This window comes from Streptomyces sp. NPDC104309 (assembly GCF_055584025.1).
The window spans coordinates 1-17,885 of the sequence record NZ_JBVJMV010000003.1 but is presented as its reverse complement, the minus strand read 5'-3'; the positions used below and the strand labels follow the sequence as shown (position 1 = coordinate 17,885).

The window sequence follows — 17,885 nt, the reverse complement described above, 5'->3', positions numbered from 1 at the left end:
GACATGAGCGGCAAGGGCGCACCCGAACTGTCCGTACGCAACTGCGGTGACCTGCGTGTGGCGGTCGTCGCCGCGCAGTGGCACGAGAAGGTCATGGACGGACTCGTCGACGGCGCCCTGCGCGCCCTGCACGAGCTCGGCATCGACGAGCCGACCCTGCTCCGGGTACCCGGCAGCTTCGAACTGCCGGTGGTCGCCAAGGTCCTCGCCGGCCGGGGCTACGACGCGATCGTCGCCCTCGGAGTGATCATCCGCGGCGGCACCCCGCACTTCGAGTACGTGTCCCACGGCGTCACCAACGGTCTCACCCAGGTCGCCGTCGACACCGGAGTCCCGGTCGGCTTCGGCGTACTCACGTGCGACACCGAGGCGCAGGCGCTCGACCGGGCCGGGCTGGATGGGTCCAACGAGGACAAGGGGCACGAAGCCGTCACCGCGGCCGTCGCCACCGCCGCCACGCTGCGCACGGTCAGCGAGCCCTGGCGCTGAGTGGAGGGGGTGGACCCCGTACTCTAAGGACCATCATGGCGAACAAAACCTTTGAAGAGCTCTTCGCCGAGCTGCAGCTCAAGGCCGCCGACGGCGACCCCTCCACCTCCCGCACCGCCGAGCTGGTGGACAAGGGCGTCCATGCCATCGGCAAGAAGGTCGTCGAAGAGGCCGCCGAGGTCTGGATGGCCGCCGAGCACGAGAGCAAGGACGCCGCCGCCGAGGAGATCTCCCAGCTGCTGTACCACGTCCAGGTGATGATGGTCGCGCGCGGCATCTCGCTCGACGACGTCTACGCCCACCTCTGAGCACGACCTCCCCACCGCACTCCGTACGACCGCACACCGCATATCCGGACAAGACTCCCTCCTTGTAAAGGAAAACCTGACCTCATGCTGCGCATCGCCGTCCCCAACAAGGGTTCACTCTCCGGGCCTGCGATGGCGATGCTCCATGAGGCCGGCTACCAGCAGCGCAAGGAGTCCAAGGAGCTCGTCCTCGTCGACCCCGAGAACGAGGTCGAGTTCTTCTACCTGCGGCCCCGCGACATCGCGATCTACGTCAGCTCCGGCCGCCTCGACATCGGCATCACCGGCCGGGACCTGCTGCTGGACTCCGGCGCCGACTCCGAGGAGATCCTCCAGCTCGGCTTCGCCCGCTCCACCTTCCGTTACGCCACCAAGCCCGGCACGGCCCAGGGCCCGCAGGACTTCGACGGCAAGACGATCGCCACGTCCTACGAGGGCATCGTCGCCAAGCACCTCGCCGACGTCGGTGTCAACGCCTCCGTCGTCCACCTCGACGGCGCGGTCGAGACGGCCATCGAGCTCGGTGTCGCCCAGGTCATCGCCGACGTCGTGGAGACCGGCACCAGCTTGCGCAACGCCGGGCTGGAAGTCATCGGCGAGCCGATCATGAAGTCGGAGGCCGTCGTCATCCGCCGCACCGGCGCTCCGGACGACGACCCCAAGGTGCGGCAGTTCCTCCGCCGCCTCCAGGGCGTCCTGGTCGCCCGCTCCTACGTGATGATGGACTACGACTGCCGTGTCGAGCACCTGGAGCGCGCGGTCGCCCTCACCCCGGGTCTGGAGTCGCCGACCATCTCCCCGCTGCACCACGAGGGCTGGGTCGCCGTCCGTTCCATGGTCGCCGCCCGGGAGGCCCAGCGGATCATGGACGATCTGTACGACCTCGGCGCTCGCGCCATCCTCACCACCGCCATCCACGCCTGCCGTCTCTGACGGCCGGGCGACCACCGGAAGACAGAAGAAACACGATGTCCGCCCCCGCGCCCCGGCCCGAACTCCCCACACTCCCGGTCACGTTCCGGCCGACCCGAACCCGGGTGGTCCTGCTGACCGTGGGGGCGGCGATGTTCGTCGTCATCACCGTCATCGCCCTGACCCTGGAGCAGTTGAGCGCGGGGGAGCGGTCCAGCTTCGTCTTCGTCGCGCTGCTCTTCTTCGGCGTGCTGGCGCTGCTCAGTCGCCCGAAGGTGGTCGCCCACGAGGACGGGGTGACCGTGGTCAATCTCACCCGGACGCGCCGGCTGTCCTGGGCCGAGATTCTCCGTGTCAACCTGCGTGTCGGTGACCCCTGGGTCTTTCTCGACCTGAGCGACGGGACCAGCATGCCCGCGCTCGGTATCCAGCCGGGAATCGCCAAGCAGCAGGCCATCCGCGACGCCCGCACGCTCCGCGCCCTCGCCGAGAACCACGGCGCCGGTACGGACAACGGCTGAGCCCCCTGCCCCGTACGGCCTCTTCTTGATTACTCTGGAGGACGGCGGCGCTCCGAGCGCCCCGCCCCGCACGAGAGGTCCACGAGGCCGGCGGGGCTTTCCTGCGACCCAAGGAGTGACTCCTTCCAGCAATGGACGGATCGTCCGGTAGTACCTGCGCCGCCCCTTCCCCGGAGGCGGCGGAATGACCACCCCCCTGCTGCTGCTCAGTGCAGCGTTCCTTCTCATCCTCGCCAACGGATTCTTCGTGGCAGCCGAATTCGGGCTCGTCACGGTGCAGCGGCCGGACGCCGAGCGCGCCGCCGCAGAGGGCGACCGGCGGTCCCGCACCGTCGTCGAAGCCCTGCGTGAACTCTCCTTCCAGCTCTCCGGCACCCAGCTCGGCATCACCATCACCTCACTGGTGGTCGGCATGCTCGCCGAACCGGCACTGGCCCAGCTGCTGGACGGCCCCCTCACCGTCACCGGCCTGCCCGACGGTGCCGTGTCCGGCATCAGCGTGGTGATCGGGATGATTCTGGCCTCCGCCGTCCAGATGGTCATCGGCGAACTCGTGCCGAAGAACTGGGCGGTCTCCCGACCGCTCCAGGTGGCCCGGTTCGTGGCCGGCCCCCAGCACCGGTTCTCCGCCGCTCTCCGGCCGGTGATCAGCCTGCTGAACACCGTCGCCAACCGGCTGGTGCGGCTGCTGGGCGTCGAACCCACCGATGAGCTGGCCTCCGCCCGTACCCCCGGGGAGCTGGTCTCCCTGGCCCGCCACTCGGCCGAGGCCGGCACCCTCGAACAGGACACCGCGGATCTCTTCGTACGGACCCTGTCGCTCGCCGGACTCACCGCCCAGCACGTCATGACCCCGCGGGTGAAGGTCAGCGCCCTGCAGTCCTCGGCGACCGCGGAGGACGTCCTCAACCTCACCCGCGCCACCGGCCTCTCCCGGTTCCCGGTCTACCGGGAGCGCATCGACGAGGTCATCGGCATGATCCACCTCAAGGACGCGCTCGCCGTGCCCGCCCAGGACCGGCTGCGCACCCCGGCCGGCCGGATCGCCGTACCGCCGCTGCTGGTGCCGGAGACCCTGCCCGTCGAACAACTGCTCCAACGGCTGCGCAACGAGCAGCCGATCGCCGTCGTGGTCGACGAGTACGGCGGCACCGCCGGAGTGGTCACCCTTGAGGACATCATCGAGGAACTCGTCGGCGAGGTCCGGGACGAGCACGACGCCGAAGGCGCCGACCGGCCCGAACTGGCCCCCGCCGTTCCCGAGGACGGCCGCCCGGCCTGGGACGCCGAGGGGAGCTGCCGGGTCCTGACCCTGCGCCGGATAGGACTCGACGTACCCGACGGCCCGTACGAGACCGTGGCCGGCCTCGTCGCCGATCTGCTGGGACGCATCCCCGCCCCCGGTGACCGGGCCGAACTGCCCGGCTGGCGGATCTCCGTCCGCCAGGTCGGCCACTACCGCGCCGAGAAGGTCCGCTTCGTACGCATGGTGGAGGCGGCCGATCCGGTGACCGCGGCCCCGCTGTCCCAGGACGCCCTGGAGGCCGTGCGATGAGCCTGGTCCAACTGCTCTTCGCCGGGCTTCTCGTGCTGGCGAACGGCTTCTTCGTCGGAGCCGAGTTCGCGCTCGTCTCCGTACGGCGCAGCCAGATCGAACCGCTCGCGGCGGCCGGCTCGGGCCGGGCCCGCCGGACGCTGTACGGACTGGAGAACCTGCCGCAGATGATGGCCGCCGCCCAGTTCGGCATCACCGTCTGCTCACTGACCCTCGGCGCCGTCGCCGAACCGACCGTCGCTCATCTGCTGGAGCCGGTCTTCCAGGCGATCCACCTGCCCGAGGGCCTCATCCATCCGCTCGGCTACGTCCTGGCTCTGGTCTTCGTGGTCTTCCTCCACCTCGTCATCGGCGAAATGGTCCCGAAGAACCTCGCGATGGCGGCGCCGGAGAAGACCGCGCTCTGGCTCAGCCCCGGCCTCGTGGGCTTCGCCCGTGTCTGCCGCCCGGTCACCTCGGCGCTGGGCGCCTGCGCCCGGCTGGTGCTCGGGCTCTTCGGCGTCGAACCGAAGGACGAGGTGGAGGCCGTCTTCACCAGCGAGCAGCTCAACCGGCTCGTCGAGGACTCCGGTCAGGCCGGGCTGCTGGAGCCGGAGGCGCAGGAGCGGCTGGAGGACGCGCTGGAGCTGGGCAGCAGGCCCGTCACCGATGTGCTGCTCAGCCGGGCCTCACTGGTGACGGTGGACCCCTCCGTCACCCCGCGCCGGATCGAGGAGCTGACCGTACGGACCGGCTACTCGCGCTTTCCCGTGTGCGCGGAGGGCGGCGGCCCGTTCATGGGCTATCTGCACGTCAAGGACGTCCTGGACCTGGAGGACGGCGAACGGGCCGTCCCCCAGCACGTGTGGCGGCCGATGGCGACCGTGCGGGCCGAGCTGCCCCTGGACGACGCCCTGACCGTGATGCGCCGCGCGGCGACGCACCTGGCGCAGGTCGCCGACGCGTCGGGCCGGGTCCTGGGCCTGGTCGCCATGGAGGACGTGCTGGAGATGCTGGTCGGTGAGGTACGCGACCCGGCCCACCGGGTCTCCGTACCGCGCCGGGCGGCGGATACGACCACCGGCCACGGCGAACTCACCGTATCGGTCCGCTGACCACGCCGTGCTCCGCGATGCCGGAGGACCGACCCCGGCCCTCCGGCATCGCCCACGTCACAGCGCCGGCGGCTCCTGCGGCCCCCGGTCCACCGGCCCACGGCCGGACAGCACCTCGCCGTACGCCTGCATCAGGTCCGGCAGCCGCAGCGTGACCAGGTCGTCGCGGCCCGGCTCGGCCGCGTAACCGGAGAGCCGCAGATCGCGGTAGGCACAGCTCTTCTCGTACAGCGTGCGCAGGAACCGCCCGTTGCCCAGCTCGTCGATCCAGCCCTGGTCGACCACATGGCCGCTGATGGAGCGCAGCTCCTCCAAGGACTCCTCGTCCCACGCGTCGCCGTTCTCCGCGGCCAGCACCTCACCGATCGAGGTGAGCTCCAGCGGCCGGTAGCTCGGGAAGTCCACCCGGGTGGTGAACCGTGAGGAGAGCCCCGGATTGGTGGCCAGCAGCCGGTCCATGCCTTCCGGATAGCCCGCGAGGATGACGACGAGATGGTCCCGGTTGTCCTCCGCGCGCTTGAGGAGGACCTGGAGGGCCTCGTCGCCGTACGCGTCGCCCTTGCTGTAGCCGGTGTTGGAGAGGCTGTACGCCTCGTCGACGAAGAGCACGCCGCCGAGGGCCGAGTCGATCAGCTCATTGGCCTTCACGGCGGTCTGCCCGAGGAACTCGCCCACCAGATCCGCGCGCTGGGCCTCGACGAGATGATCACCCCCCAGCAGACCGAGCGCGTAGAAGACCCGGCCCAGGATGCGGGCCACCGTGGTCTTGCCGGTGCCGGACGGGCCGGAGAAGACGAAGTGGCGTTTGGGCGGCTGCACGGGCAGCTTCTGGCCGGCCCGCAGGCGTGCCATGTTCAGCTGCGCGGACAACGCCTTGACCTGGCGTTTGACGGGCTCCAGACCGACCATGCGCTCCAGCTCCGCCAGCGCCTCGGCGAGCAGCACCGGATCGCTGGACCCGGCCGGGAAAGGCGCCGACGGCTGACCGGGCACCGCCGTCTTGCGTCGCGTTCCGTCGGACGGCGGCATCCCGATGCCCATGAGCCCCGGGATCTCGCCGCCGGGCCGCAGCTCCCGGCCGTCCACCAGATCGGTGCCGAGCAGCGGTTCCCCGTCCGGCTGCGCCTCCGCCGCGGCGTCCGTGCCGAATCCGGCCAGGGACAGGGCGGTGAGACCGGCCTCGTCGCTGCCGTCGAGACCGTCGTAGTCCGCGATCGCGGCGAGCCGTGCCGAGGTGTCCATGAACGCGGGGTCGATCCGGTGCACCGCCCGGTAGAGCGGCAGGGCGGCCGCGCTGCGGCCGGTGCCCTCGTGCGCGCGGGCCAGCCAGTAGCGCAGCTCCTTGCGCTGCGGCTGTTCGCTCCGGCAGCGCATCAGCGCGGTGGAGAGCAGCGGTTCGGCCTGTCCGTACATCTCCAGCCGCACCCGTGCCATCCCGCCGAACAGCCCCGCCTCGATGCCGAGCATCGGATCGTCGATCAGCTGCTCGGTGTTGCGCACGAGCTGCTCCCAGTCCTTGACCAGATAGGAGCGGCAGGCATGCAGGAAGCGCACCTGCGGGTCCGCGTCCACCGGCGGCAGGCCGGCCAGCGCACGGTCCAGCTCGGGGACATGGCGCCCGTCCAGCCAGTGCGAGGCGTGCGCGAGGAGCAGATCGCGCGGGCTCTCCAGCACCGGTTGCACCCACCAGCCCAGCCAGTACCAGGAGTTGAGCGTGCGCCGATGGCGGGTGCGCTGCTCGCCGAAGCGGTCGCGATGACGGTACATGCGCAGCAGCGCCGTCGTGGTGTCGATCCTCAGCGCATGGAGGCCGAGCCAGCCGTCCGCCATGCCGGGATCGATCCGTACCGCAGCCCTGAACTCCTCCTCGGCCTGTGGGTAGGCGCCCATGGTGTAGGCGTCCACGCCGCGCAGCCAGGCGAGTTCGGCCGGGGCCTGTGCGCCCTGCGTGCCGATATCCATCTGGTCCCCCACAAACCGTGCCCCCAGGATGTCCCGCCGCACGACCCGCCCGCCGAGGCGCGCCGAATCGCTGTGCCACGGACGGGAATTGACCGCACCGAGAGGCATCGTACCTGCGCAGGGAGTGTGCGACTAAGAGCGTCGCAGGCAGAAGGGAGACCGTGACCGAGGGTGAGCGGAATCCGTTGAACCGGTGTGTGGGAGGGGGTGCGAGGGCAGAACGAAGCCCCCGATCACGGGGGAACAACCGGGGGCTTCGTGTCTGCGAGGGCTCCGAAAAGCCGCACATTGAGAACGTAAGACCTGTACCGCCCTCGGGTCAAGCGGAGTTGAGGTACTTCCGGGCCGAATTCCGGGCACTCAGAACGACGGCACAACGCGCTCACGGTCCGTGACGGAATGGTTCGCTCCTGCTGCCGCGCCGCGCCCCTCCAGCCACTCGTACCCCACAGGCAACTGCCGTATCAGAGCATCCGCGTGGGAGCGCGAGGGATCGGCCGAGAAATGCGCCGCCTCGGCCGCCGTCCACCCGTCCCAGAAGGCCGAAAGAGCCGGCCCGTCCCGACGGCGGCCCCGTCCCCAGGACTCCGCTGCGGCGAGATCCATCCACAGCAGCCCCGCCAGGTGGGGGCGGAGCGCCCTGCGGCCCGCCCCCACCCCTTCGATCAGGACCACCGGTGCGGGCTCCAGGGTGCGCGGCGCCGCGAACGTCCGCGCGGTCCAGTCGTACGGCGCGTAGTGCCCGCGCGCCCCGCGCGACAGCGGCCCGATCACCTGCTCCCGGAGCCGGTCCACCCAGGTGAAGAAGGACTCGTGGGTGGCCAGGTCATCCAGATGCAGGACGGGGGCGCCGTCGAGCGCGGCGGCGAGGTGGGACGCGAAGGTGCTCTTCCCCGATCCCGCGTGGCCGTCGACGGCGATCAGCCGCACCGGCCCGCAGGACGGCGCCAGGGCGCGGAGCCGGGTGGCGAGGAGCGCGAGGTCGTTCATGCGCCCCAGCCTACGAGCCGCTCGGAAGCAAGCGCAGGTCACGCCAGTGGACCAGACCAATATTGGTTTCTCGGTGCAGGGCGAATCGCTGGCCGAATCCGGCCACGACCCGCGATAGTTGGCGCACTGTCGTGCACCCGCAACCCCATTCCGCTTACGACCGGGGGTCTCGCCCATGAACAGACCGACCTCGCGCAGGACCGTGCTGACCGCCGCGCTCGCGGCGGCTGCCACCGCCGGTACGGTGTCGTCCGCTGGCTCCGCGAACGCCGCCGTCCCCTCCGCCGCCCCGCCCCGCACCCCCTCGGCGGGCGCCTCCTCCGTGGCCAACCACGCCTGGCACACGTACCGGGACTGGCGCAGCGGTTCCGGCGCCGGGACGCGGGCCGTCGCGGGCCGCCGCCCCGGCCTGGTGATCGGCCATGCCGAGGGGCGCACCGACTACCCGGATCCGCACACCGGCAGGACCTCCACCTGGGAGTACGCGACCTGGACCTCGCCCGTCCACCGGTCCGCCGTCCCGGCGACCGAGGTGATCGCCTCGTGGAACGCCGACACTCCGGAGGGCACCTGGATCCAGATCGAACTCCAGGGTTGCTACTCGGACGCCACCTGGACACCGTGGTACGTCATGGGCCGCTGGGCGGCGGGTGACGGTGACATCCACCGCACGTCCGTGGACGACCAGACCGACGGCAGGAGCTCCGTCTGGACCGACACCTTCTCGGTGGACGACGCGACCGGCGGACTGCGGCTGGACGCCTACCGGCTGCGGCTCACCCTCCACCGCACGCCGGGCACCCGTCTCACGCCCACCGTGTGGCGGCTCGGCGCGATGGCGTCCGACATCCCGGACCGCTTCACCGTGCCCGCCTGCACCCCCGGCCTCGCTCGGGAACTCCTGGTGCCGCGCTACTCGCAGAGCATCCACGCGGGGCAGTACCCGGAGTACGACAACGGCGGCGAGGCCTGGTGCAGCCCCACCTCCTCGCAGATGATCATCGAGTACTGGGGACGGCGGCCCTCCGCCGAGGACCTCGCCTGGGTGGAGCCGGGGCTGGCCGACCCGCAGGTCTGTCACGCCGCCCGGTTCACGTACGACTACCAGTACGAGGGCTGCGGCAACTGGCCGTTCAACGCCGCGTACGCCGCGACGTACCACGGCATGAGCGCGGCCGTGACCCGGCTCGGCTCGCTGAGGGACCTGGAGACGCTGATCCGGGCGGGCATCCCGGCCATAACGTCGCAGTCCTTCCTCAAGGAGGAACTCACCGGCGCGGGGTACGGGACCTCCGGCCATCTGATGACCGTGATCGGATTCACCGCGGACGGTGACGTGATCGCGAACGATCCGGCCTCGCCGAACGACGACGCCGTGCGCCGGGTCTACAAGCGCCGGGAGTGGGAGAACATCTGGCTCCGCACCAAGCGCTACGACGCGAACGGCAAGGTCAGGAGCGGTACGGGCGGGGTCTGCTACCTGTACTGGCCGGCTAAGCCAGCACCGAGCCAGCACCGGGTTCTGAAGTCGTTCGGCCTGCTGTGAGCACGTACGGCGCCACGGCCGTCTCGACGACCTGACGGCAGCGCTCCTGGCCGTCCTGCGTGAGGTGGCCGTACCGGTCCACCGTGACCTTGATCGAACGATGTCCGAGCCAGCGAGACACCTCGTGAATGGACACGCCATTCGTCAGGGCCACGGTGGTCCACTTGTGCCGCAAGTCGTGCGGATTGTATTCGGGGAGGCCGAGCCGCCTGATGGCGCGGTCCCACGACTTGCGCAGGAGATCCGGATAAGGCAATCCACCGTTTGCATTGCTGATCGGAAGTCGATCGATGAACTGCTCAAGAGAAGCGGGCGCCGAGATGTCGCGCCATTCACCCTCTTTCCGATGCTTAAGTGGGGCGAGCGTTGTCGTATCGAGAGTGAGTACCTGGCTGTACTCCGCGAGCGCGGAGAAGATCCGCTGGTAGCCGGCGACGAGTGCGGTGATCTCGTCCAACCCGGTGGCCTTCCCCGTCACGGCCGAGGAGCCGCCCGCGGATGACGGGCGCAGGCGCGGTGAGGTGAACGAACAGGCCCGCCCGGCCGATCACGCTCTCGGCCAGGTCGAGTGCCTCGCTCCAAGTGATGCGCGACCTGCCGCGATGGAGCGGTCCGTAGACGAGCTCGCTGACGAAGCAGCGGTCGAAGAGGATAGGGCCGGCGCCGGCGAGGATGTCGCGGTATCGGGTGGCCAGGTCGAGGTGGTCCGGCGTTCGGGGGGAGTGTACGACCCGGAAGCCGTACTGCGCCGGCAAGCGCTCCGCGAGGGTGCTCTTGCCCACCCCGTCGGGGCCTTCGAGGACGAGTGTGTGATGGGTGGTGGCCAGCTCGTCGAGGTTCACGACGTCAGCCATGCCCGTACCGCTTCCGTGTCGGCGAGGTGCGCGTGGGCGGCGTACTGGATCACGAGATTGCGCCGGTTCGGTTCGCGGCCGGGGGCGTGGGTGTAGGTGGGGCGGGGGTGGAAGGCCGCGATCCGTACGCCGGACGCGAGGGCGGCGCCGATCAGCAGGGCGGTTCCGGGTGGGGTCTCCGGGCCGGAGACATCGGCGAGGAGCCGCGAGGCTCTGCACACCGCGGTGAGGTCTTCCCATGCTCCCGTGATCGGGTCAGTGGCACTGAATCTTCGGGGCATTACCACTTCGTGGCCGGCGTCCAAGCAGGGGCGTGCGAGGCAGTCGCTTCCCCATGCCCCGTACGGTGATCCCTCGACGTAGACGGGTCCGTTCTCGTCACGGGCCTTCGCGGGCGGGCGGGGGGAGGGAAGGTCCAACAGGGCCTCGACAGCCGCGTCGAGCGCGGTGTCGGTCTGGGCGCGGTTCCGGGAGAGGAACTCGGCGTAGTGGGACGTGCCCTGTTCGTGTGAGAAGGAATGGCACGCCCAGCTTGTTCAGCTGACCGGAACCCACCGCGGCTACGAAGCACTCGAACGCGCGGGCCTCACCGTCACGGCCCGAACCCTCCCGATCGTGTGGGCCAGACCCGCGCATCCCGGTCGGCCGATCCGCCGAAAGGATGAGGCGGCTGCCGTCTTCCGCACGGGAACCAGCCATCGGGTGGATGCCCCGTCCACGGTCCGTGGCCGAGGGTGGGGCCATGGACGACGAAACACCGTTGGCTCCCTCGGCCACCGCCTCCGGCTCCCGCACCGTCGGGCGCCCGCGCCACCGGCGCTGCCGCCTGGTGCCCGTGAGCGCGGGCGCACTGGGAACAGCTCTCCTCACGGTCATGACCGGGACGTTCCCGGCACAACCAGCGCACGCCGCGCCTCCCGGACCGGTGATCCGAGCGGATACGAACCGGGACGGTCTGATCACTCCGGACGACGACGCCGGCAAGGACACCTGGACCCGCGACCGCGGTGCGCTGATGCTGCCCAACGTGGACGACAACCAGCGGCGTTGCCCCGCCGCGGGCCCCGGAGGCGTGCGGTTGCCCGACAGGCGCCTGGCGGACTGCAACGACGCCGCGGACGCCGTGGTCAACGGCCCTGCCGACCTCGCCGACCTCGCGCCGGTACACATCACCGCCGCCCCGCGCACCACGGCCGGCACCACCGCCACCGTCGCCGCCGACCCGGCCTCCCGGGAGCACGTCCGGATCTTCGCCGAGCGCCATGGCCGTATGGTTGTGCTGAGGCCCGACGATCGGCTGACCACCGACGAACTGCGGCACGGCATCCGGCTGGGCGTGGAGGCCACGGACTTCGTACGCGACCCCCAGAAGTGGGCGGGCTTCACCGACATCGTTCTCAGGGTGGGCCGCGGCGGCGCCGTGACCGAGGACCGGGTACGACTACGGGTCGCGCCGCTGGTGTTCCAGCACGACCTGATGCCGATACAGCACATGATGACGGCCGATCACAGCACCGAGCCGGCCGAGGTGGAGCGCGGCAAGCACTACGACCCCGCCGTGCAGCCCCGGCCCGTGCAACCGGGGGAAGCTGCGTTCCGCCGCGATCTGCGACGCGGTCTCGACCGGGCCGGGCTGCCCGCCCCGCTGTACAACTACCCCACGGGCGGCGATGTCTGGATGCAGGACCTGTTCAAGACCGCCTACGCATCCATCCCCGCGCCGGGCGGCCGGGAACACCGCGTCACCGTCATCGTGCGGTCCGCGGACGTGATGCCCGGCACAGCCACACCCGCCTTCCCGCTCAGGGACGCCTCGCGGAGCGTGTTCCCGCTGCTCCGCGGCCCCGGCACGGGAGTGATTCAGCAGTACGATCCCCGGCGCGTCGGCAGCGACGACAGCCAGTACTACGGTTCGTTCAGCTCCACCGGGAACTTCGGCACCCTCCCGCCGTACACCTGGCGAGGCCACCGTTACCCGGTGGGCCGGGTCATCTACGGCGGGACGGGAGGCAAGGAATCCCCGGACGCCTCCTTCACCCGGATGCTCGCCGCGCAGGGCTACCAGCGGCCGATAGCGGTGGACACCAGCTGGCTGGGGGTCGGTCACATCGACGAGTTCCTGTCCTTCGTCCCGGCCAGGAACGACCGGGGCTGGGTGGCCGTCGTCGCCGACCCCGACCTGGGACGGAAGCTGCTGGGAGATCTCGTGGAGCAGGGTCGGGGCGGAGAGTCACTCGTCCGCGGGATCGCACCGGCGGACACCGAGGATCCCGGCCTCACGGCCGCCGGGGCGTTGCGCAAACCCTCACTCACCCGGGGCACGGAGATCGCCCGAAAAGGAATCGACTCCGCTCTGCGCACCCTTCGCGAGCAAGCGGGGCTGACCGAGCGCCATATCGTCCGTGTTCCCGCTCTCTTCAACCGGCTCGACGTTCCCGCCGGGTATCCGCGCCGGGACGTGGTCGCCAACTACCTGCCCGGCGCTGCCAACGGTGTGAGCACCGGCACCGGGGCCTACCTGGCGCCACGCCAGCACGCCCCGGAGGCCAGTGGCCGGGACGTCTTCGAGCGGGCGGCCGAGAAGGCCCTGAGCGGCACGGGCACCCGGATCTTCTGGGTGGAGGACTGGGAATACTCGCACCACCTCGGCACCGTCGGCGGGGAGGTGCACTGCGCGACCAACGCGCTGCGAAGCCTGTCCGGAACCCGGCCGTGGTGGACCGAGCGGGACTGAGCCCGGTCCCCGGCCGCCATCCGGGCGAACCGCCGTGTCTCATAGGGTCGATGCTCATGAGCGATCGACATCTGCCCGTCCTGCGCGTCCTCGGCGGGCTTCTGTTCCTGAGCCTGGCTACCGCCGCGTGGGCGACCGCGCCCGCCGCGGGTGTCGCGATCGTCGCCGTGGGTCTGCTGACGGCCGGTGCGGCACTGGCGACGGTGGCCCGCCTGCCGCTGCCTCCTGCGGCCCGGCGGTGGCCGGGGCTCGCCGCCGCTGCCTCCTTGGTGTTGACGGCCGGCTACCAGGGGCCGGTCGTCAATGCCACGGGCTGGTGGTGGGTCGTGGAGACGTGCGCGCTGCTCGCTCTTCTGGTGCCCATGGTGCGCCGGATGAACGGGCGGGCCGGGGCGATCGCATGCGCGATGGTGCACGGCGCGGCGGTCGCGGCCCTGCCACTGCGGATCGGCCTGCATCTGATGCCGCCCGCGCCACCGGCAGAGACCGGCGTGCTGTGCCTGTTCTGGTCCCTGCTGGCGGCGGGTGCCGTGGCGCTGGGTGGGTATCTGCGAGGCCAGGACTCCAGGAGGCGCCGGGCGCTCGCGGACCAGCGTCGTGAGCAGCGTCTCGAAGTGGCCCGTGATCTGCACGACTTCGCGTCACACGACGTCATGGGTGTGGTGGTCCTCGTCCAGGCGGCTCGGCTCCTGGCGCACGAGGACCCCCAGCGGGCCGTGGGGTTGCTGCCGCAGATAGAGGAGGCGGGTATGCACGCGCTGGCCGCGATGGACCGCACGGTCTGGACGCTCAACGCGCAGGAGGACCGGGACGGTGAGGGGGATGCCGCCGGTTCGGGCGACGCCTCCGCCCAGCCGTCCGGACGGCCGCCCCGCGCGGAGCACGCCGCCCGCACCCGCGACCGTCGGCGCGACCTGTGCGAACTTCCCGCCCTGGCAGCCCGGTTCACCCGCACCGGAACCGTTCCGGCCCGGCTCGATGTGCCCGCCGGTGCGCTGGAAGGGTTACCCTCACAGGTCAGCGCGACCGGCTACCGCATCGTGATGGAATCCCTCACCAATGTACGCCGCCACGCTCCCGCCGCCGTCGCCGTCCGCATCGCCGCCCGGCGGGTGCCGTACAGCGGCGGTACGGCCCTTCATCTCACTGTCACCGACACGGCTGAGGCCGGGGACCAGGCCGCCGAACGGACCTCCCCGCTTCCGGAGCGCTCGCGGGGCGGCCTCGGACTGGCGGGCCTCACCGACCGTGTCGAGGCTCTCGGCGGCGCGCTGACCGCGGGGCCGCACGGGACCGCGGGCTGGCAGGTCACGGCCACGCTCCCACTGCCCGACAGCGCGGCACCGACCACCGGCCGGCACGAGCGTACGGCCCCCGCCCGGCACACCGCACCCGAGGAGACCGTCGCATGAGCGGCCCCGGCACCATCCGGATTCTGCTGGCGGACGATCAGGAGACCATCCGCGCCGGTTTCCGCCTCGTCCTGGACGCCCAACCCGACATGACCGTGATCGGCGAGGCGGCGGACGGTGTCACCGCGCTGGACGCCGCCCTGCGGCTCCGTCCCGACGTGATCCTCGCGGACATCCGGATGCCGGGCCTCGACGGCCTGGAACTGACTCGGAGGCTCGCCGGACCCGGCGCGAATCCGCCCCTCCGGGTCGTCGTGGTCACCACCTTCGATCTCGACGCGTACGTACACGCCGCCCTCCGCGCCGGAGCCTCGGGCTTCCTGCTGAAACGCTCCGGACCGACGCTGCTCGTCGAAGCGGTGCGTGCGGCGATGTCCGGCGACGCCCTCATCAGCCCCCAGATCACCGCGCGCATGCTGCACCGGCTCGTCCCACCGGTCCTCCAGGAGGGGAGACCGCCCGCCGAGCCGCTGACGCCGCGCGAGGAGGAGGTCGCGGCGCTGGTGGCCGGGGGCCTGTCCAACACCGACATCGGCGAGGAGCTGTTCATCTCGCTCGCCACCGTCAAGTCCCATGTGGCCAGCCTTCAGCGCAAGTTGGCCGTCCGTAACCGGGTCGGCATCGCCGCCTGGGCCTGGGAGTCCGGTCTGGCACCCACCGATCAGGTCCGCTAGCTTGATCTTTTTAGCGGTGAACGTCGTTCCTGTCCGGGGCAGCCGGAAGGCGACTCAGCCGGTGCGGCTGCCCGGCGGGGGCCACGGCCCGTCGACGGCCGGCCCGCAATCCAGGGGGAGGCGAGTGACCGCCAGTGCAGCGGCCGCTTGCGGCGTAAGCGCCTCACCAAGAAGCTCCGCGTATCGCGGGGCGTACATGCTGCACGGCGCGTCGCCCGCGATGAACGATAGGTCATTGCTCCAAGGGAACTGCGTGTTCCGGTGGAAGGTGAGGCACCCGTGGCTCGGGAACGGGAACTGATCGTCAAACTCTCAATGACAATCGGTCAAGATCAGGTGGCACAGGGCACCCGGGCGTTGTCACGCTGACTGAGCGTGAGTGTTTTGTCTTACTCGGCCTGGTCATGGTCTCAACCGATCTGGTCCGATCCTCACGTGACGGACCAGATCATTGGAGAACGGCGGGCGACAGGGCACAAGGTGAATGGACATCAGAGTCATAGCACCCCGCAGTGCTTCTCCTCGCCACAGTGGGGCCGACCTCGGGCGCGCGGCTTCATATCCGACGCGCCGGAACGCTCCGCCCCGTGGCCGATCACCTACCCGGCGTCCAGTTGGAAGCTCCAGAGCACCAACCCATCCCGACGGTAGACGGCGACCCTCGATGGCGGCTGCTTCCCGGCGGCGACGAAGTGGTCCCTGATCTTGGCGACCGTGTCGGGCAATCCCGCCTCGGTACTCTCCGGGATCGGCCCCGCCGGCTGCCAGTACATGGTCAGCTCCCAGTGGCGGCCCCTGCCGCTGCTGCGTGGCGCAGTGGGCTCGGCTTCAAGGTTCAGCCCATCGAGGAGGTCGAGGATGACGTTCATGTCGCGGCCGTCTATACGCGCGAAGTTCTCTTCCACCAGGATTTCATTCATGCACGCTCACTACCCCCATGCGCGAACCGATCAACCCGTGACAGGCACGTTCGCAACGCAGTGGGCACCGGCGCCACCTCGGCGGATGCCGATCGCTGCTGGCAGTCGTTCCTGCGTCGCTTCGACGTGGAGCACACGTTCCGCCTATTCAAGCAGACGCTCGGATGGACGAAACCCCGGCTTCGCAGCTCGGAAGCAGTCGACCGGTGGACCTGGCTGGTGCTCGCCGCCTACGTACAGCTCCGGCTCACCCGCCCACTGGCCACCGACCTGCGGCGGCCCTGGGAGAAACCGACCCAGCCGAACAAACTGACACCCGCCCGCGTCCGCAGAGGGTTCAGAAACCTCCACGCGAAGACCGGATCCCCAGCAGGTGCACCAAAACCGCCCCGCCCCGGGCCAGGCCGACCGCCGGATTCGAAGAGCCGCCGCCCAGCCACCCGCCATGAGTGGGCAGAGTCCTCGCTACCGGCGAGGCAACCCGCCCCGCCCACCACAAAGTCGGCACCAAACACCGCCGAACCGGCGAAACGTCAAGATCAGAGCAGGTCGCCGAGGTACACGGGAGCATTCGCAGTCTGTCCGGTGTCACACCAAGGCCGTTGTCGGTGATGGCCTGTTCGACGAGGCGGGGAAGCAGAGTAGGGGTAGCGTTGCGGCATGACGTCAGGCCCGCCACGGTTTCCGACGTATCCGATCCGTGGCATACGCGTGCTGCATCAAAGGCAGAACTGCGCACCGCAGTTCGCGGAGATCGTGGTGGATTTCGAGCCCACGGTCGAGGGCTTCGCCTTCGAAGTAGCCGAGGGGTTGACGGTGGAGTATGAACCCGCCGGGGATCTGCCGCGCTTTTTCGCCGCAGTCGCTGCGGGGATCAAGGAGCAGTTGAGCCTGCCCGAGCACGGTGTCGTGGTCGCCACCAAGGTGGTGCTGCGGCAGGCCCATGCCGAGAGGATGGGCTCCCACGAGCTGGCGTTCCAAATCGCTGGCTATCTCGCCGCCCGCGACGCTTTGGAACACACACGGCGGCCGCGCGTCTGAAGGTCGCCCCCAGCCACCGCGTCTCCCGCCGTACCTTCCTCCCATACGGCAGCAGGCGAACAACGGCTTTGCCGATGAGGCCGGCGGTGACACATAGCGCGCCGATCTGTGACAACTACCGTGCCTCGCCCACGCGAAACCGCAGCTCATCAGCGAACCTGGTGACAACTATCGTGCTTCGGCACAGCCATCGACCGCGACAAGAGCCCGCTGCTCGACGCCGACCACGACGCCGCCCGCATCGCTGACGCACTCCTGTGCAGCCCGCACATCCTCGCCGTCGATGACGCCCACCCCGGCGACGATGTCGTGCGCTTCACCACCGCGGCCGGCACCGCCTTCACCCTCACCCTGCGGGACGCGGAGCCGACCGACGACCTTCTGGCCGGGACGCCGGGCACCGCGGTGAGCAGCACAGCCAGGTCCTCCGCACGGCTGTCGACGAGGTGCGGCGCGCGGCCGTGGCCGAGCGCGGGGACGACGTGGCGGTAGGCGCGGGTCTCGCGGGTGAAGAGTTTCGTCGAGGGCGAGACCTTCACGTACCAGCGGGCTCCGCATTCGCCCGCCAGCTCCCACACGCGGGAGCGGTACCAGTCGTGCGAGGCGTCGCGGACTGCCGTGACTGGTCCGATGTGCCGCTCCGCCCAGTGCCGAACCGCCGCGGGTAGGGGGTTCGTCTGCCTGGCGCCGTGTACCTCGCGTTCGGATACGCGGGCGGGCGCCGGGCCAGTGCACTGGTCGGCGGGGAACGGGGCACAGGCTCCTCCTCGGCGATGCAGGCATCCCGCCGCCGCGTGGTGGCGGGACGCCGGGCGTGGCGCAAGTGGTCAGCGGTCCTGGGAAAGTTGAAGGAGTTCGGCGAAGGTTCCGCCG

General features: G+C 70.4%; 18 protein-coding genes and 2 pseudogenes. 13 read left to right on the top strand and 7 right to left on the bottom strand.

The genetic code is table 11. From position 1 onward, the window contains the following. The first annotated feature begins 3 nt into the window (after window positions 1-3). The 6 genes from ribH to ACZ68L_RS04145 all read left to right on the top strand — a co-directional run bounded on the left by ribH (window position 4) and on the right by ACZ68L_RS04145 (window position 4,879). Window positions 4-489: a 6,7-dimethyl-8-ribityllumazine synthase gene (gene ribH / locus ACZ68L_RS04170; protein WP_469574055.1), complete on the top strand. Its 486-nt coding sequence runs from the start codon at window positions 4-6 to the stop codon at window positions 487-489. A gap of 35 nt (window positions 490-524) precedes the next feature. Further along, window positions 525-797, top strand: a complete 273-nt coding sequence (locus ACZ68L_RS04165) for a phosphoribosyl-ATP diphosphatase (protein ID WP_073739434.1) — start codon at window positions 525-527, stop codon at window positions 795-797. Window positions 798-881: 84 nt separating this feature from the next. Then, window positions 882-1,730 (top strand): ATP phosphoribosyltransferase, encoded by an 849-nt coding sequence (gene hisG, locus ACZ68L_RS04160; RefSeq protein ID WP_361458207.1) that lies wholly within the window; start codon window positions 882-884, stop codon window positions 1,728-1,730. Window positions 1,731-1,765: 35 nt separating this feature from the next. Next, window positions 1,766-2,230: a PH domain-containing protein gene (locus ACZ68L_RS04155; RefSeq protein ID WP_469574053.1), complete on the top strand. Its 465-nt coding sequence runs from the start codon at window positions 1,766-1,768 to the stop codon at window positions 2,228-2,230. Between the two features lie 184 nt (window positions 2,231-2,414). Then, window positions 2,415-3,785 carry a hemolysin family protein gene (locus tag ACZ68L_RS04150; protein ID WP_469574051.1) on the top strand — a complete coding sequence of 457 codons (1,371 nt, stop codon included), beginning with the start codon at window positions 2,415-2,417 and terminating at the stop codon, window positions 3,783-3,785. Then, a complete protein-coding gene (locus tag ACZ68L_RS04145) occupies window positions 3,782-4,879 on the top strand; it encodes a hemolysin family protein (RefSeq protein ID WP_469574050.1) in 1,098 nt (365 codons plus the stop codon). The genes ACZ68L_RS04150 and ACZ68L_RS04145 overlap by 4 nt, the downstream gene beginning before the upstream one ends. A 57-nt stretch (window positions 4,880-4,936) precedes the next feature. On the opposite strand, the gene ACZ68L_RS04140 is transcribed toward ACZ68L_RS04145, so the two are convergent. Together ACZ68L_RS04140 and ACZ68L_RS04135 are read right to left on the bottom strand one after the other, a co-directional pair. Continuing rightward, window positions 4,937-6,841 (bottom strand): AAA family ATPase, encoded by a 1,905-nt coding sequence (locus ACZ68L_RS04140; RefSeq protein WP_469574049.1) that lies wholly within the window; start codon window positions 6,839-6,841, stop codon window positions 4,937-4,939. 360 nt (window positions 6,842-7,201) lie between these two features. Then, window positions 7,202-7,831, bottom strand: coding sequence for a uridine kinase family protein (locus tag ACZ68L_RS04135; protein ID WP_469574047.1), 630 nt, complete (start codon window positions 7,829-7,831; stop codon window positions 7,202-7,204). A 175-nt stretch (window positions 7,832-8,006) separates the two neighbouring features. On the opposite strand from ACZ68L_RS04135, the gene ACZ68L_RS04130 reads away from it, so the two are divergent. Then, the gene (locus ACZ68L_RS04130) at window positions 8,007-9,377 is read left to right on the top strand and encodes a peptidase C39 family protein (RefSeq protein WP_469574045.1); all 1,371 of its coding nucleotides are present in this window, start codon (window positions 8,007-8,009) and stop codon (window positions 9,375-9,377) included. Here ACZ68L_RS04130 and ACZ68L_RS04125 read toward each other — a convergent pair. Then, on the bottom strand, window positions 9,325-9,834 hold the full coding sequence (locus ACZ68L_RS04125) for a tyrosine-type recombinase/integrase (protein ID WP_469574043.1): 510 nt from the start codon (window positions 9,832-9,834) through the stop codon (window positions 9,325-9,327). The genes ACZ68L_RS04130 and ACZ68L_RS04125 overlap by 53 nt on opposite strands. A gap of 381 nt (window positions 9,835-10,215) precedes the next feature. Then, complete coding sequence (locus tag ACZ68L_RS04120; RefSeq protein ID WP_469574041.1) at window positions 10,216-10,512, bottom strand: hypothetical protein; 297 nt, start codon at window positions 10,510-10,512, stop codon at window positions 10,216-10,218. A 461-nt stretch (window positions 10,513-10,973) separates the two neighbouring features. Here ACZ68L_RS04120 and ACZ68L_RS04115 point away from each other — a divergent pair, with 461 nt between their 5' ends. The 3 genes from ACZ68L_RS04115 to ACZ68L_RS04105 are packed head-to-tail and all read left to right on the top strand — an operon-like array spanning window position 10,974 to window position 15,051. Next, window positions 10,974-12,965 (top strand): protein-arginine deiminase family protein, encoded by a 1,992-nt coding sequence (locus ACZ68L_RS04115; protein ID WP_469574039.1) that lies wholly within the window; start codon window positions 10,974-10,976, stop codon window positions 12,963-12,965. A gap of 56 nt (window positions 12,966-13,021) precedes the next feature. Further along, the gene (locus ACZ68L_RS04110; protein WP_469574037.1) at window positions 13,022-14,377 is read left to right on the top strand and encodes a sensor histidine kinase; all 1,356 of its coding nucleotides are present in this window, start codon (window positions 13,022-13,024) and stop codon (window positions 14,375-14,377) included. Further along, window positions 14,374-15,051, top strand: a complete 678-nt coding sequence (locus tag ACZ68L_RS04105; protein WP_469574035.1) for a response regulator — start codon at window positions 14,374-14,376, stop codon at window positions 15,049-15,051. Before ACZ68L_RS04110 ends, ACZ68L_RS04105 begins: the two co-directional genes overlap by 4 nt. A 54-nt stretch (window positions 15,052-15,105) precedes the next feature. On the opposite strand, the pseudogene ACZ68L_RS04100 reads toward ACZ68L_RS04105, so the two are convergent. Then, window positions 15,106-15,336: pseudogene (locus ACZ68L_RS04100) on the bottom strand (DUF6193 family natural product biosynthesis protein); the annotation flags it as partial. A gap of 314 nt (window positions 15,337-15,650) precedes the next feature. Next, a complete protein-coding gene (locus tag ACZ68L_RS04095) occupies window positions 15,651-15,971 on the bottom strand; it encodes a hypothetical protein (protein ID WP_469574034.1) in 321 nt (106 codons plus the stop codon). Window positions 15,972-16,034: 63 nt separating this feature from the next. Between ACZ68L_RS04095 and ACZ68L_RS04090 the strand changes: the two are divergent. Next, a pseudogene (locus ACZ68L_RS04090) lies at window positions 16,035-16,498 on the top strand (NF041680 family putative transposase); the annotation flags it as partial. 133 nt (window positions 16,499-16,631) lie between these two features. Further along, complete coding sequence (locus ACZ68L_RS04085) at window positions 16,632-17,012, top strand: hypothetical protein (RefSeq protein ID WP_469574587.1); 381 nt, start codon at window positions 16,632-16,634, stop codon at window positions 17,010-17,012. Between the two features lie 149 nt (window positions 17,013-17,161). On the opposite strand, the gene ACZ68L_RS04080 is transcribed toward ACZ68L_RS04085, so the two are convergent. Next, window positions 17,162-17,590, bottom strand: coding sequence for a hypothetical protein (locus ACZ68L_RS04080; protein WP_469574032.1), 429 nt, complete (start codon window positions 17,588-17,590; stop codon window positions 17,162-17,164). Window positions 17,591-17,701: 111 nt separating this feature from the next. Here ACZ68L_RS04080 and ACZ68L_RS04075 point away from each other — a divergent pair. Further along, a partial coding sequence (locus ACZ68L_RS04075) for a hypothetical protein (protein ID WP_469574031.1) occupies window positions 17,702-17,885 on the top strand: 184 nt, incomplete at its 3' end.